Genomic DNA, 15,936 nt, shown 5'->3' with positions numbered 1-15,936 from the left:
CGACGACCGCCCCACCGGAGACCTGATCGTCCGGTGGGGCGGTCGTCGTGTCCGCGGTCTTTCACCGCGAAACCGGATGCGTGTCCGGGGCGCGCTAGATCCAGCGCACCACCGCGGCGACGTAGTTCCGGTACTGCGCCCTGTCGTTGTGGGAGACCGCGACGCCGATCTGGCGGATGTTGGACCGCATCAGGAGGTCACGCTGTCCCGGATTGCCCATCCACAGATTGACGACGCGCCGCGCGAACTGGGGGTTCTCCAGGCCGTGGTAACCGGCCATGGAATAGCCGTGGCCCGGCCGCACGAGGTTCCCGTCGACGTTCAGGTTGCCGCTGGCGGCGGAGGCGTCGGAGATCTGCTTGGCCAGTGCGGTGACATCGGCGTTGGCACTCAACTCCACGAGACCACGGTTCCTGCGCTCGACGTTGATGAGGTCGATGATCTCCCGACTGCGCTGCTCCAGGAGCTGCTGGGTCTCCGGGTCCGGTGCCGGCGTCGGCGTCGGATCCGGCGTCGGTGTCGGAGTGGGGGTGGGTGTCGGGTCCGGGGTGGGCTGCGGCATGGGGCCCGGGTTCGGGCCTCCGAAGGATCCGGAGAAGCCGCGGGGGCCCATCGTGCGGGCGACGAAATCGGCGATGTCCTGCTGCGGGCTGGCGCCGGCCGCCGGGGCGGCCAGCAGTGTCGCGGAGAGAACGGTTGCTGCTGCGGCGGAAATGAGGCGTCTGTTCATGATCGTGGTTGCTCCTGATGGTCGGTCATGGGTCGAGGCATCCCCGGTCTGTCCGGGAGGTATTCCAGCTGTGCGCGCTCCGGCGGTGAATCTGCCCCGGAGCCACGTGTAGCTAGTGTGCTTCCGCAGCATATCAATTTCGAAGCACCGGAGTTGTTTTGTCCGTGAATGGGCGGGGAACGGGGGTGTCTGGCCTGCTTCCGGGCTCAGTTCGCGTCCCCGGTGGCGGTATCGTCCCTGGACAGGGCCTCCGCGTCATAGAGCCCCTCCTTCCGTGCCAACCTGCCGACACGCTGCCCGATCACCGGCGCGGTGATGAGGGTGAACGCGATGATGAGCACGAGCACCCCCAGATCACCGGCGGCCCCGGCGTCGAGTTCGCTCGCCCCGACGACCCGCAGAATCGCTCCGCTGACCGCCAGGATCAAACCCAGGGTCTGCGGTTTCGTCACCGCGTGGAGCCGGGTCATCGTGTCCCGGAAACGGGCCAGCCCCACGGCGGCGGACAACGCCAGAACCGAGCCCAGGAAGAGCAGCACGAGAGATATCGTGTCCAGGATGAGTCCGGTCACTGTGCACCGTCCCGTTTCCGGAACCGCGTGATCGCGACCGTCGAGATGAACCCCAGGAGTGCAACCACGATCATCGCGTTCGTCACCGTCGTGTCCAGTGTCCGGCAGATGTAGACGGCCAACGCACACTGGACCATCGCCACCACGGCGTCCAGACTCAGCAACCGGTCGAGGGAGTTCGGCCCGACGAGCATCCGCCAACCGGTCACGACGAACGCCACGGCCAACAGCGCCGCCGGCACCAGCAGCAGTGTGTTGTAGAGGGACGGATCCATCAGCTGTTCCTTTCGAAGATGTGGATGAGCCGTCGTTCGAGCCGGGCGATCCTCTCGATCTCCCTGTCGATCACCTTCGTCGATGAGCCGTCGATCAGGTGGACGGTGAGTTTCCTGTCGGCGATGTCGAGATCGCTGACCGTCCCACCGGGCTGGAGGTTGAGGAGCGTGACCGCGAAGGAGAACACCAGATCCTCCTGCACCCGCATCGGCACGACGATGATGGCCCCGGGCGGAACGGGGGCCGGGCGCAGCGCGATGACCGCGACCTTGACCGAACTCGCGACGAGATCGACGCTGAACCTCCCCGCGAGCCCCAGCAGCGCACCCGGCCGTATCCCGGACCCCGATCCGGGTATCGACGGCAGCGGGAGCAGCAGTGTCACACCGAGGGCGACCGCCAGCCCCGCGATGATGTTCCCGACGGAGAACTCGCCCCACAGCAGTGCCCACATGAACGTCAGCCACAGGACCGACTGGGGGCGGAAACGACGACGGATCCCGGCGAACATCAGCTGTCACCCTTCCCGTCGGACATCGTGGAGGCGGCGCCCGCGGGGCTACGCCTCTCCTCGATACCGTCCTTCACCCGGTCGTGTTCCCCGGGGGCCACCGGCCCCGCCTGACCCGGAACGAGGGTCCGTCCCGGACCGAGATAACCCGGGCCGAGCACGGCCCGCCGGTAGACGGCGACGTCCTGGGCGGATTCCGCGGATCGGCCGGTGACCGCCGAGATCGGCCCGGCGAGCACACTGACGGAGAGGGACGCGACCACCAGGAGCACGGTGGGGGCCACCATGCCGAAGGGCATTCGTCCGACATCGGCACGCTCGGCCAGTTCGATCTCACGCCGGGTCCCGGCGAGAGGTCCCGTGGCGGCGAGCGCCGTCGCCCCGTCGGGGGCGTCCGACCGGTCCCGCCAGAAGGCCTTCGACCACACGACCGTCATCGTGTAGAGGGTCAGCAGTGAGGTCGCGACGGCACCGGCGACCAGGACCCACGCCATCGTCCCGCCGTGCCCCGCAGCCGCCTCCACGAGAATGATCTTCCCCAGGAACCCCGAGAACGGCGGGACACCGCCGAGATTGAGCGCGGGGACGAGATAGAGGACGGCCAGCAGCGGGGACACGTAGGCGAGCGATCCGAGCCTGCGGAGGGAGGACGAACCGGCCTGCCGTTCGATGAGGCCGACCACGAGAAACAGCGCCGTCTGCACGAGAATGTGGTGCACCGTGTAGAAGATCGCGCCGGACAGTCCCGTCGCCGTGCCCAGCGACACCCCCATGATCATGTAGCCGATGTGGCTGACCAGGGTGAAGGACAGCAGGCGTTTGATGTCGTTCTGCGCCATCGCGCCCAGAATGCCCACCAGCATCGTCAACAGCGCCGCCCACATCAGCACACCGTCGAGACGCCCGTCGGTGAACACCACCGAACGCACCCGGATGATCGAGTAGACGCCCACCTTCGTGAGCAGTCCGGCGAACACGGCGGTCACCAGTGCAGGTGCGGTCGGATAGGAGTCGGGGAGCCAGGAATACAACGGGAACACGGCGGCCTTGATACCGAACGCGATGAGCAGGACCGCGAAGATCGCCGCCCGTGTCCCCTCCGGAACGGACTCCATCCGCACGGAGATCTGGGCCATGTTCATCGTGCCGACCGCCGCGTAGATCAGGGCGAGTGCGATGAGGAACACGAAGGACGAGAGCATGGACACCATCACGTAACTGACACCCGCGCGGACCCGGGCGGGTGACGCACCGATGGTGAGCAGCACGTAGCTGGCGACCAGCAGCACCTCGAAGCCGACGTAGAGGTTGAACATGTCACCGGCGAGGAACGCCATGTTCACCCCCATCGTCAGCAGCAGGTAGGCGGGCAGGAACACCCCGACCGGCTCGTCCTCCGTACCGTCGCGGACACCCTGACCGATGGCGTACCGCAGAACGGAGAAGAGCACCAGTGACGACACCGCGAGCAGCAACGTCGACAAGCGGTCCGCGACGAGCGTGATCCCGACGGGGGCGTCCCAGCCACCGATCTGGAGGACCTGGATCCCCGCCCGGTCGACGAGTGCGACGAGAACGGTGCACAGCACGATCAGGACGGTCAGCGCGGACGCCGTGATCATCCGCTGGATCCGTGGATGCCGACCGGCGAGCAGGCACGCGGCGGCGGCCGCGGCCGGGATGAGAACCGGAAGCGGAACCAGATGGGGGACGGCGTTCGCCGGAGGCAGGATGCCGGAGAGATCCATCAGCTGTCCTCCTTGACCGGGCGCTCGAAACTGTCGGGGCCGAAATCGTCACCGTGCCCGCCGACCCGCCCGGTCTCCGGATCGGCGGAGGCGTCGTGGTCGGGAGCAGCGGACGCGGTGTCCGGGCGGTGCGCGATGGCGGTGTCCTCCGTGTCATCGCCGATGAGATCGGCCGTCCGATAACGGTACTGGCGGAACGCGAGAGCCAGGATGAAGGCGGTCATGGCCATGGAGATCACGATGGCGGTCAGGATCATACCCTGTGCCAGTGGATCGGCGTCGGTACCGGACAACGTGGACTCCCGGCCCGCGATCGGTGGGGCACCGGCGCCACCACCGGCGGTCAGCATCAGCAGGTTCGCCCCGTTTCCCAGCAGGATCAGACCGAGCAGCATCTTGGTCATGGCGCGTTCGAGCAGCAGGTACACCCCGCAGGATATGAGCACCCCGCAGGCGATCAAAAGAAAGAGATTCGCGACCATCTTCCCTACCCCCTCTTCCTTCCCGTTGTCGCTCTGCCACCGGAGGTCCTGCCGGGCCCGTCCCCGTTGTCGTCCCCGGACGCCTGCACCGTCTTCCGTCGGGCCAGCCTGCGGGCGCGCTCGCGGGCCCGGCGGCGGCGTTGCTCCTCGTCGATGTCGAGCTGAGCGCCGAGAGAACGGAGAATGTGCAGGATCAGACCGACGACGATGAGATAGACACCGGCGTCGAAGACCACCGGCGAGACGACGTGCACCGTACCGATGAGCGGCACCCCGATGTCGGCGTTCGCGGAGGACAACGGGGGACGACCGATGAGCATCGGGGCGACCACCGCACCGGCGGAGAGCAGCAGACCCGTGCCGAGCAGTCGGGACGCGTCCACCGGCAGCGCCTCCTCGAGTTCCTCGCGACCACCCGCGAGGTAGCGGAGCATGAACGCCAGCGCCGCGACGAGTCCACCGGCGAACCCCCCGCCCGGAGCATTGTGCCCGGCGAAGAAGAAGTACAGCGACAGTGTGATCATCGAGGGGAAGAGGATCCGGGTGGCCACCTCCATCATGAACGACCGGTTCCGGGCCTTCGCGTTCTCGACGGGGGCCGCGAGCCAGCCGGGCGCCTCCGTACGGAGCGTCGGGCGTCTGGACACCCTGGAGAAACTGCGCGTCCGGTACACCAGCGAGGCGACACCGGTTGCGACGACCACGAGGACGGAGATCTCCCCGAAGGTGTCCCACGCCCGGATGTCGACGAGCAGGACGTTGACCGCGTTGGAACCGTGCCCGATACGTGAGGCCAGATCGGGGATGTGGATGGACACGGGGAGCGAGGTGCGGGCGTTCATCGCGAAAGCCCCGAGAACCGTCACCGTCAGGCCGACGGCGACGGCGAGCCAGGCGCGCAGCCGGGTGTGGTCCTTCTCCGGTCCACGGTTCTCCGTGCTGGCCGGGAGTTTCCGCAGCACCAGCACGAAGACCACCACGGTGACGGTCTCCACGAGAAGCTGGGTCAGGGCCAGATCCGGTGCCCCGTGGAGCGCGAAGATCACGGCGACCCCGTAGCCGGTCATCCCGACGAGAATCAGCACGGACAGCCGGTTGTCCGTCACGGTCGCGGCGATCGCGGCGACCACCACGATGAGGACGACGAGCCCCTGCACGGGTGAATCCCACAGTTCCATGCGGATGTCGGTCCGGGCCCCGGTGACGAGCATCGCGAGTGGTAGCACGACGAGGGTGGAGAGGATGATCGCCTCGTTCAGCGGCAGCGATCCACGTTGTGTGGTGGCGGTGATACGGAGGGAGACACGACGCAGCGTGTCGACGACCGCGTCATACGCCAGCCCCGCGTTGCCGAGCGCCGGGCGACTGAAGTGGAGGCGACTGACGGTGTGCCGTTGCCAGTGCAGGAGCACACCGCAGGAGAGGATGATCCCGCTGATGAACAGGGGAAGGGTCCACCCGTGCCACAGCGACAGGTGCGCCGGCGCCCCCGCGTAGGCGCCCGCCACGACGTCGACCGGCGCGGGGACGAGCCCCAGAGCGACACCACCCCCGGCGAGCAGCGCCGGAGGTATCCACAGCGGCCCGATGACGGGGGAGGCCTTCGCCACGGCCGGTGAGGTTCCCCCTCCGGTCGCGTGCGCACGGGATTTTGTCGCGAATGCCCCGTGCAGGAAGTACAGGGAATAGGCGACGGTGAGCGTGCTCCCGGCGACGACCCCGCTCAACAGCAGTTTTCCGGGCATGCCGGTGAGCAGTGGTTCGTCGAGGAGGGTGGACACCGTGGCCTCCTTGGCGACGAAACCGAGGGTGCCGGGAACCCCCGCCATCGATGCTGCCGCGGCGGCGGCGAGGGCGACCAGCGCCGGCCGGTTCCGTCCCAGCCCGGACAGCTCCCGGATGTCACGGGTGCCGGTGGTCCGGTCGATGGTCCCCACGACCATGAACAGTGCCGCCTTGAACAGGGCGTGAGCCACCGTCAGGGCGAGTCCCGCCAGGAGCGCCCCCGGGGATCCGATCCCGACGACGGCGATGATGAACCCGAGCTGACTGACGGTGCCGTACGCCAGGATGAGCTTCAGGTCGACCTGACGCAGCGCCATCCAACCCGCCATCAGCATCGTCGACAGACCCGCCGGAATGACCACGAGATGCCAGGCACCGATCTGGTTCAGCTCCGGGGACAGGCGCGCGACGAGGTAGATCCCGGCCTTCACCATCGCGGCGGAGTGCAGGTACGCGGACACCGGGGTGGGGGCCGCCATCGCGCCGGGCAGCCAGAAGTGCATCGGGGCGACCGCCGACTTCGACAGTGCACCGGCGAGAATCAGGACGACCGCGGTACCCGTCGCGGCCGAGGGGACCGGGCCGCCGGTGGCCGCCAACGCGGACAGTTCCCAGATCCCCGATGTCGTGCCGAGCAGAATGATGCCCACGAGCATCGCCAGCCCACCGAGTGACGTGACCATGAGCGCCTGGCCCGCCGCGCGGCGTGATGACGCGCGCTCACCGTAATAGCCGACGAGCAGGAAGGACAGGACCGAGGTCAACTCCCAGAAAACGTACATGAGCAGGAGATTGTCCGCGGTGACGAGCCCGTACATCACCATGGTGAACGCGATCATCTGGGCACCGAAGACGGACAACCGCTTCGGACTGGAGTCGAAGTACCCCCAGCAGTAACAGAGGATGAGGGCCCCGATGCCGAGGATGATCAGGGAGAACAGCGCGCTCAGGGAATCCATCCGGAGGGTGATGTCCAGATGCGTGGCGGACATCCACGGCACATCGACCCCGACCGGTGGGGCGTCGGGGGCGAAATCTCCACGGATCCAGCCCCGGACGGTCCAGATGAAGGCCCCGGCCGGGACGAGTGCGAGCAGACCGAAGGCGGGGCGTCCGAGTTGGCCGATCAGTACCGGAGCGGTGGCGGTCGCCGCAGCGAGCGCGGCCAACACGATGAGCACTTCCATGGGCGTCGACTTCTTCCGATTTCTCCGGTTTATCGGGCCGGACGGTGTGACCAGGCCGGACATTCAGTCTACCCGGCGGCCCCACGGGGTCCCGTGTCGTCGTCGGCACCGGCCGGGGTGGACACGTCGAAGAACAGGCGGGAACGGAAAGCCGCGGATCTGTCCGGGGCGAGGAACCGGTTCCAGGTCAGTTCCACCGTGTCATCGCCGGTGGCCCTGGCGACCCCCAGGGTGTACGCCTCGATTCTGGCCGTGTGACCGCCGGCGTCACAGGTTGCACCGGCCGGTTGCCCCGTGGGGTCGCCGCCGGTGCAGGGCACGGCCCGGGTGACGGAGACGTCACGGCCCGTGTCGGTCGAGTTCCGGACGGTGACGGTCGACGCCCAGCCCGCGGATCCCCGCACGAGGGTGTCCACCTGGTCGACGTAGACCCCGAGACGACCGACCGTGAGCCGGGTCGTGACGATGAGGGGACTGTCGACGGTGCCGTCACCCCGGACAGTTCTGCTCAACCTCCGCAGCGGTTCCGCGCCCGGGCCGTACGTGACCCCGTCAACGGTGACCCGGGTGGTGCAGGGGCCCGCGGGGAGCAGCGGCACACCGTCAGCGGAGTGGGGTTCGCACCGGAGGTCCCCGGTGACTGTGACGGTGTCCAGTGGTCCGTCCACGGTCACGACCTCCCGGTCACCGACCGGAGAATTCGGCAGGTCGCCCCCGCCGGGCAACGGCAACGGGTGATGTGTCGGTCCCCCCGGGCAGCTTCCGGCGGCGAGCAGGGTGTCGTTTCGTTCGGACAGCGGTGTCACGGACCAGGGGAGCAGTCCCCGGTCCGGGGTGTCGACAGTGACCGTCTGCTGGCGGTGGATGTCGGTGCAGCGCCGGTTCCCGGACCGGTCCGAGGGAAAGACACTGAGGGTGGTGTCCCCGGCGACGGTCAGCCCCGGAACCGATCGCGGCCCGGTGGACAGGGCCACGGCGCCGCCGAGTGTCAGCGCCACCCCGTCCTCCCCCGCGACCGTCCCGTCTCCCGTGGTGGCGGAGACGTCGCGGAGCCGGTGTTCGGTCACCGGCAGGCTCCGTGCACCGACGATCACCGCCCCCTGGGTCTGCTCCTCTGTCGCGGTGACGTGCACGTCCGCAGGGCCTGTGGCGTCCGCGGACACGGTGGCCCCGACCGTCAGCGTGAGGGGCCCCTCCACGGGGATGACGGAGCGGGGGAGCCGGGACGGGTCCACCGTGCAGAAGACGGCGGCACCGGTGGCCGCGTCCAGTGTCAGTGGGCCGGTGAGTGCGGTGCTGACGGCGGCCGTCTCCCGGGACACGTCCAGCCGGAGGGTGACGACGGCCCGCAACCCGGGTGCGTCGAGGTGGAACTCCGAGGGGGACCCGTCGCAGGTGAACGCGTCCGGGGTGAGGATGACCGGGAGATCGACGGGAATCTCCCGTGAGATCCGGAACTCCGTGTAGGCGGCGTCCAGGGGCGCCGCCTCCGCCGTGAACGTCGTCCCCGTCGCGGTGTGCTCGACACCGGTGACCCGTCCGACCACACCCGTCGGGTTCCTGTCGGTGACGGGAACGACCACGGGGGCACCGACACGGAGCTCGTGTCGACCGTGGAGTTCGATCCGGTAACCGTCCGCCCGGTTCCCCGCCACATTGACGATGCTCCGATCCCCGAGCACGGTGGTCTCCGGTCGGGGTGTCACCTTTTCCACCGGCGCGGGTTCAGGTTCCGGTTCGGTGGGGTCCCGCGGTGTACCCGGGGTCGTGGACGAGGTCGGTGGGTCGGACACGTCGGAGGTCTGTTCGGGGTGCATCCCCCGCGACGATCCCGGAACCTCGGAGGAGCCCCCGGTGAACGACGCCAGCATGGCGGTGATGACCGCCAGGACGGCGGCGATGACGATCGGCGGTGGCGGCAGTGGTGTCACGGTCTCTCACTCTCGGAACTCGATGGGTGTGCGCGCCGGGTGAGGGAGGGCACGGATCTCCGGACCACTGTAGAACACCTGCGGGCGTTCCGTTCGTGTGCCGTGGTCGCCCTCAGGTGTGTCCTGTTCCGTGGTCAGACGGTGTCCCGTCGGGCCGGTTCAACCAACGTGAACTGGGAAGCGAAATCGGCTGATCTCCCGACACCGAGGGGGACACGCCAGGCTATCGCCATACCGTTGTCGAAGTGGCTTCCCTGCTCGGCGGAGTTCGGTAGCTCGCGTCCTTCACCGGCCAGTGTCCACGCGGTGTCGTAGTGGCCCGCGTAGAGGCTCGATCCCGGAGTGATCTCCGTGTAGGTTATTCGGCGTCCGTCGGTGGCGACACACGCCGCGGTGGTCGAATCAGCGGCAGCCGAGCCGAAGTCGTCGCGGTTGAGGTAGCAGTCCGCTACCCGGTACAGGATGACGTCATGCTCGGTGGTGCCGGTGTTGCGCACCCGGATGGTGGTCTTGTAGCTGCCGGATCCCTCGATGAAGAAATCCTCCTGGTCGAGCACCACGCCGGTATCACCTGCGGCAACGCTGGTTCGGATGACCATCGGATCAGTCGCTGTGCCCGAGCCATGGACCGTGGGGCCGGACACCGGGGTCAGTGGCTCGGTTCCGCCCTTGTAGTTCCAGCCGTAGGTGACACCGTCGACCCGGATGTTCGTGGCACAGGCGTCGCCGTCGTAGAACACACTTCGGCCGTCCTCCGGAGACTGAACCGAGCATTTCAGATGTTGGTCCACGGTGAGTCCGGTGAGTTCGCCGGGGCGGGTGTACTGGCCCCCTGGCTCCGCCGGTTCGTCGCCGGGTTCCGGTTCGTGTGGTGGGGAAGTCGGGGGAGCTGTCGTGGTTTCGGCATCGGAGCAGATGTTGAGCAGATGGATTCTCTCACCGAGACTCACCTCGTGTTTGACCTCCCAACCGGTGATCCACCGGATCTCAGCCCTGCCGATGATGGATCCCTTGAATCTGGCTGACACCTCCACCGTGCAGCTCTTCGTCTCGATAGAGTCGTCGGAGGTGACCTCGATGGTGAAATTCCGTACAGAGAGAACGAGCTCCGGACCGATCCCCATGGCTATTCCGGCCTTGATGAAGCCGAATTCCAGACCGACACCGGCGCGGACCTGGAACCCGAGTTTCGTCTCCACCTCACCCTCGGCGGTCACCGTGGCCTCATCATTGTTGATGGTTCTGATGACGCGGTACCGGTCACCGTTGATCTCGTACCCCTGACGGGAGAGTTCCTCGAAGCTCGCCTCCAACCTGACCCGCCCACTCGTCGAGAATGTCGCCTCAGGTCCGACCGTGACCCCCAGCGGGCCGCCGACCGGGATGAAGGCCTCGGGTATCCAGTTGTTGTCCACGGTGCAGCTGACACCGGCACCGAAACTCGCCTCAGCGCCGACGTTCGTCCGCGTGACCGTGTAGAACTTCATGTACCGCGCCTTGGGGTCGAACTCGAGGTGGACCACGATGGAGATATCTCCTCCGGTCAGACCCAGCTCGAATCCCGGGTCCCCCGTGCATTCCCAGGCGTTGCCGGGGACGTTGAGGGGGAGTTTCCCGTTGCCGCTCCCCCTTTCATCCGTACCCGTGGTTCCACTGTCGACGATGATTGCGTCGGTGATGTCGACCTCTGTGTTGATGACGAATTCATCGTAGGCCTCCATGATCGGGACCGGAACGGAGGTGACCTTCAGCAGCCCGGAGTCCGCCACCGATACATCGGTTACCCTGCCGATGACACCGGTGGTGACGTTCTGGCTCAGATTGACCACGAAGTAACCACCGATGGCGGGGGCCTGGTCCGCAGCAATGTTGAGCAGGGTGACATCGCTGCCGGTTCCTGTCGCGGTGGAGGAGATGACCGCGTGATTCGGAGCCACGTAGGTGTCCGGTCCGGGAACGATACTCGGGACCAGCGGCTCTGACGGGGTCAGCGGTGTGACCGCGTCGGGGTCACCGCTCAATCCGTCCACCGGAACCGTGCCGCCACCCGGGGTCGGGTGGTTTCGTCCGTTGGATGATGAGGACCCTGATGAGAGGTCTGAGCTGCCGAAGTTGAGGAGATCAGAGCTCCAGGAGTAGCCCGAGGCGCTGGACTGGGCTGCTGCCGGTGATGTGCCGGCGAGAATCAGGAGGACAGTGGCGATGGCGCTCAACAGTCCCCGGATGAAGGTGGACGGGTGTCTTTTCATGGGGTATCTCCGGATCATGAATGTGTGGGGTACACCGACCTCAGAAATCGGCATGAGCTGAAACTAACGTCGCGTGAGAAAAAGGAGAATGTTTTTACCGGAGAACCATGAAAAGGTACGGGCCCCGACCGGGGGTACCTGTGTTCAGCGACGCCCGTGCCGGAGAGGGCTAGTCGATCCCGCGGTGCAACCGGTGGGCGGCCCGGCTCATCGCCGAAGCGACCGCGGCATCCGGTGTTCCACCGAATCCGAGGACCCAGCACCGGTTCCTGTTGTCGCAGACCTCGAGGAAGACGGCGGTGCCGTTGAAGATCTCCCGCTGCCGGAAGGTCAGGATCTCGACGCGGCGCCCGGCATCGGCCAGGAGGTTGGTGCACGCGGAGACCGCGCCCATGGCGACGATCTCGCGGTGGGAGTGGGTGACACCGCCCCGCCCCGGGCGTGAGGAGGTGAGGGTCGCGGTGAACCGGCGGCGGTTGTCGCGCAGCAGGGTGTGGGTCAGACCGTCGATCCGCAGATCGGGGGTCGGGCAGTAGATGCCGGTGAAGGTCCGCCAGTCCATGCCGGCGGCCTCCTCGCGCAGCCCGACCGGGAGATTCTGTCCGAATCGGGCGCGGAACGGGTCGCTGGTGCACTCACGCAGCGGATCGCGGTGGCTGAACGGGGCCGGTCGGGTGACCTGTGTGGGCTCCGTCAGCGGAGGGTGCTGCGTGTGCGGGGACTTGTGTGACTGCCCGCGGCCGCCGGTGGGGAAATCGGTGCGGGATTCGGTGGTGGTGCTCGTGGAGTACATCGTCGGTCCTTCGGGGAGATCCCGATCCGGCACCGGCCTCGTACCTTCCGGATTGTCCGGGGAGGGCCCTGTGGTGGTGTGACGGATCTGTCTGGTCTGCGGAAATGGACCGACGCTTGTCAAGCGACTGGGAGGATAACGACCACTGCCCCGGGTGAAGGGGTCAGTCCCTATCCTTCACCGGGGTACGTAGCCTCTGCTACTCGCGTAAGTCGAATGATGTGCGTCACAGGGTCGAGAGTAGGGGCACCCCACATCCGGGTCAAGGAAAATCCCGCGAAACGGAACTCCGGGGGTGGGTGTGGGGTGGGAAGCGTTTTTGCCGGTTTCCGTGTTTTGCCAGCTCACCATACCGGTAAGGGAAAACCCCGCCGCAGGTGTCCCATTCGGTGGGAAACGGTGCGGCGGGGCGGGAGGTGGTGTCTAGCGGGTGTAGTTGAACAGGAACAGCGTCTCAGCGACCGCGCAACGCTTCAGCTCCTCCGGGGACACCGACTCATTCGCGGAGTGGATGGTGCACAGGGGTTCCTCGACGCCGAACAGGGCGATCTCGGCCCCGGGAACGGCCTGCTGCAGGGCGGTGGTCAGCGGGATCGAACCGCCGGACCCGCAGTAGACGGTTTCCCTGTCTCCGAAGGCCTTCGACAGTGCGTCGGCGAGTGCCTGCGCGGCCGGGCCGGACGTGTCGGTGGCGAAGGGTTCGTTGACCTCGAGGATGTCCACCTCGACCTGCACACCCCAGGGGGCGGCGTCGAGCAGGTGCCGGCGCAGTGCCTCGGCGGTCTCCGTACCTGAGGCCCCGAACGGGGTGCGCAGATTGATCTTGGCGCTCGCTGTCGCGGGAATCGCGTTGACGGCCTCGGACACCGGGGTGGAGGTGAAGCCCGTGACCGTCACCGCCGGGCGCGCCCAGAGCTGATCGGCGATGTCGGTGCCGTCGCCGATGATCTCCACCCCGTCCAGGATCCCCGCGTCGGCGCGGAAGGCCTCCGCGTCGTAGGCGACCCCGTCCCAGGACGCGGTGCTGTCGGTGCCCCTGATCGCGACCCGTCCCGACTCGTCGCGGAGGGAGTCGAGGATGCGCACCAGTGCGGCGACCGCATCCGGGGCCGGGCCGCCGAAACCGCCGGAGTGTACCGCCGATTTCAGTGAGTTGACGGTCACGCGGACCTGTGCGCCACCGCGCAGGGAGGTGGTCAGCGTGGGGACCCCCTCCGCCACGTTGCCCGTGTCGGCGATGATGATGGCGTCCGCCGTGAACAGTTCGGGGCGTTCCGCGATGAGGGCGTCGAGGCCCTCGCCGCCGCGTTCCTCCGACCCCTCGATCACGACGGTGACGCCGACACCCGGATCGCCGAGCTCTCCGAGTGCGCGCAGGACCGCGAGGTGCATGACCACGTTGCCCTTGCAGTCGGCGGTTCCACGTCCGTACCAGCGACCGTCCCGTTCGGTCAGCGTGAACGGGTCGGAGATCCACGCCGCCGGGTCACCCGCCGGGACCACGTCATAGTGTGAGTAGAGGAGAACGGTCGGCCGACCGTCCCGGGCCTCCCGGCGGCCGATCACCGCAGTGGAGCCGTCGGCGGTCGGGTGGGTCGCGACCGTCAGTCCGACCTCCTCCAGGGAACGGACGACCCAGGCCGCGGCATCGGCGTTGGCCTGTTCACACCCCGGTTCCGCGTGCACGGAATTGTGGGAGACGAGTTCGGTCAGGTCGGCGAGGATCCGGGCCTGCTGGGCCTCGATCGCGGCGGTCACTTCTGCTGTGGTTGGAATCGCGGGAGTCATGACCACAAGTGTAGGGGCCCGGATCTTGCACTCGCACGTCCCGACTGCTAGAAACGGATCTAGCACTTGATACTGGAGAGTGCCAGGATTCACCAAGGATTTACGTACACCTGCGGGTGAGGTTGGACCCAACACTCACCGACCGTGCCGTCGCGGGCGCCCGCAGATACTTGACGTGAGTGTCGTCCGATGAAAAACCAAGGAGCACACAACACATGGCAAAGATCATCGCTTTTGATGAGGAAGCACGCCGTGGCCTCGAAAAGGGCCTGAACACCCTCGCTGACGCCGTCAAGGTCACCCTCGGTCCGAAGGGACGCAACGTCGTCCTGGAGAAGTCCTGGGGCGCCCCGACCATCACCAACGACGGCGTGACCATCGCCCGCGAGATCGAGCTCGAGGATCCGTACGAGAAGATCGGCGCCGAGCTGGTCAAGGAGGTCGCCAAGAAGACCGACGACGTCGCCGGCGACGGCACCACCACCGCCACCGTGCTCGCCCAGGCTCTCGTCCGTGAGGGTCTGCGCAACGTTGCCGCGGGCTCCAACCCGATGGGCATCAAGCGCGGCATCGAGCAGGCCGTGAAGAAGGTCACCGAGGAGCTGCTCTCCACCGCCAAGGAGATCGAGACCGAGGAGCAGATCGCGGCCACCGCAGGCATCTCCGCCGCTGATCCCGCCATCGGCGCGAAGATCGCCCAGGCGATGTACGCAGTGGGCGGCGGCAAGCTGAACAAGGAATCCGTCATCACCGTCGAGGAGTCCAACACCTTCGGCGTCGAGCTCGACGTCACCGAGGGCATGCGCTTCGACAAGGGCTACATCTCCGGTTACTTCGCCACCGACATGGAACGCCAGGAGGCCGTCCTCGAGGATCCGTACATCCTCCTGGTCTCCGCGAAGATCGGCAACATCAAGGACCTGCTCCCGCTGCTGGAGAAGGTCATGCAGACCGGCAAGCCGCTGCTGATCATCGCCGAGGACGTCGAGGGTGAGGCCCTGTCCACCCTGGTCGTCAACAAGATCCGCGGCACCTTCAAGTCCGTCGCCGTCAAGGCCCCCGGCTTCGGTGACCGCCGCAAGGCGCAGCTGCAGGACATGGCCATCCTCACCGGCGGCCAGGTCATCTCCGAGGAGGTCGGACTCTCCCTCGAGGGTGCCGACATCCCGCTGCTGGGCCGCGCCCGCAAGGTCGTCGTCACCAAGGACGAGACCACCATCGTCGAGGGTGCCGGCGACAGCGCCCAGATCGAGGGTCGCGTCAACCAGATCCGCGCCGAGATCGAGAACTCCGACTCCGAGTACGACCGTGAGAAGCTCCAGGAGCGTCTCGCGAAGCTCGCCGGCGGCGTCGCCGTCATCAAGGTCGGTGCCGCCACCGAGGTCGAGCTCAAGGAGCGCAAGCACCGCATCGAGGATGCCGTGCGCAACGCCAAGGCAGCCGTCGAGGAGGGCATCGTCGCCGGCGGTGGCGTCGCCCTCATCCAGGCCGCCCACGTGCTCGACGGTGACCTCGATCTCACCGGCGACGAGGCGACCGGCGTGAAGATCGTCCGCTCCGCACTCTCCGCGCCGCTGAAGCAGATCGCCTTCAACGCCGGCCACGAGCCCGGTGTCGTCGCCGACAAGGTCGCCTCCCTCAAGGTGGGCGAAGGCCTGAACGCCGCGACCGGTGAGTACGTGAACCTCATGGAGGCGGGCATCAACGACCCGGTCAAGGTGACGCGCTCCGCGCTGCAGAACGCCGCCTCCATCGCGGCCCTGTTCCTCACCACCGAGGCCGTCGTCGCCGACAAGCCGCAGCCGGCCGGTCAGGGCGGCATGCCCGACGCCGACGCCATGGGTGGCATGGGCGGATTCTGATCCCCTGACATCCCACCGGTGA

At 67.3% G+C, this 15,936-nt stretch carries 12 protein-coding genes; 1 reads left to right on the top strand and 11 read right to left on the bottom strand.

What is annotated here, in order from left to right; translation table 11 throughout:
• Positions 1-94 precede the first annotated feature (94 nt).
• From JIM94_RS09295 to JIM94_RS09245, 11 genes are all read right to left on the bottom strand, one after another.
• Complete coding sequence (locus JIM94_RS09295; protein ID WP_200253577.1) at positions 95-730, bottom strand: CAP domain-containing protein; 636 nt, start codon at positions 728-730, stop codon at positions 95-97.
• Between the two features lie 206 nt (positions 731-936).
• Positions 937-1,302, bottom strand: coding sequence for a monovalent cation/H(+) antiporter subunit G (locus JIM94_RS09290; protein WP_200253575.1), 366 nt, complete (start codon positions 1,300-1,302; stop codon positions 937-939).
• A complete protein-coding gene (locus tag JIM94_RS09285) occupies positions 1,299-1,577 on the bottom strand; it encodes a monovalent cation/H+ antiporter complex subunit F (RefSeq protein WP_200253573.1) in 279 nt (92 codons plus the stop codon). The genes JIM94_RS09290 and JIM94_RS09285 overlap by 4 nt, the downstream gene beginning before the upstream one ends.
• Positions 1,577-2,089 carry a Na+/H+ antiporter subunit E gene (locus JIM94_RS09280; protein WP_200253571.1) on the bottom strand — a complete coding sequence of 171 codons (513 nt, stop codon included), beginning with the start codon at positions 2,087-2,089 and terminating at the stop codon, positions 1,577-1,579. The genes JIM94_RS09285 and JIM94_RS09280 overlap by 1 nt, the downstream gene beginning before the upstream one ends.
• A complete protein-coding gene (locus tag JIM94_RS09275) occupies positions 2,089-3,837 on the bottom strand; it encodes a Na+/H+ antiporter subunit D (RefSeq protein ID WP_200253569.1) in 1,749 nt (582 codons plus the stop codon). The genes JIM94_RS09280 and JIM94_RS09275 overlap by 1 nt, the downstream gene beginning before the upstream one ends.
• Positions 3,837-4,319 carry a Na(+)/H(+) antiporter subunit C gene (locus JIM94_RS09270; RefSeq protein ID WP_200253567.1) on the bottom strand — a complete coding sequence of 161 codons (483 nt, stop codon included), beginning with the start codon at positions 4,317-4,319 and terminating at the stop codon, positions 3,837-3,839. Before JIM94_RS09270 ends, JIM94_RS09275 begins: the two co-directional genes overlap by 1 nt.
• A gap of 5 nt (positions 4,320-4,324) precedes the next feature.
• Positions 4,325-7,285: a Na+/H+ antiporter subunit A gene (locus tag JIM94_RS09265; protein WP_200253681.1), complete on the bottom strand. Its 2,961-nt coding sequence runs from the start codon at positions 7,283-7,285 to the stop codon at positions 4,325-4,327.
• Between the two features lie 74 nt (positions 7,286-7,359).
• Positions 7,360-9,222: a hypothetical protein gene (locus JIM94_RS09260; protein WP_200253565.1), complete on the bottom strand. Its 1,863-nt coding sequence runs from the start codon at positions 9,220-9,222 to the stop codon at positions 7,360-7,362.
• Between the two features lie 134 nt (positions 9,223-9,356).
• A complete protein-coding gene (locus tag JIM94_RS09255; RefSeq protein ID WP_200253563.1) occupies positions 9,357-11,471 on the bottom strand; it encodes a hypothetical protein in 2,115 nt (704 codons plus the stop codon).
• A 169-nt stretch (positions 11,472-11,640) separates the two neighbouring features.
• A complete protein-coding gene (locus JIM94_RS09250; protein WP_200253561.1) occupies positions 11,641-12,264 on the bottom strand; it encodes an acetyl-CoA acetyltransferase in 624 nt (207 codons plus the stop codon).
• A gap of 423 nt (positions 12,265-12,687) precedes the next feature.
• Positions 12,688-14,052: a dipeptidase gene (locus tag JIM94_RS09245; RefSeq protein WP_200253559.1), complete on the bottom strand. Its 1,365-nt coding sequence runs from the start codon at positions 14,050-14,052 to the stop codon at positions 12,688-12,690.
• Between the two features lie 215 nt (positions 14,053-14,267).
• On the opposite strand from JIM94_RS09245, the gene groL reads away from it, so the two are divergent.
• Positions 14,268-15,914 carry a chaperonin GroEL gene (groL, locus tag JIM94_RS09240; RefSeq protein WP_200253557.1) on the top strand — a complete coding sequence of 549 codons (1,647 nt, stop codon included), beginning with the start codon at positions 14,268-14,270 and terminating at the stop codon, positions 15,912-15,914.
• The last annotated feature ends 22 nt before the right edge of the window (positions 15,915-15,936 follow it).

This window comes from Corynebacterium pygosceleis, from assembly GCF_016595275.2.
In the GTDB taxonomy this organism is placed as follows: Bacteria; Actinomycetota; Actinomycetes; order Mycobacteriales; family Mycobacteriaceae; genus Corynebacterium; species Corynebacterium pygosceleis.
Note: the sequence above shows the minus strand (reverse complement) of the source record. Positions and strands in the feature narration are given on the sequence as shown.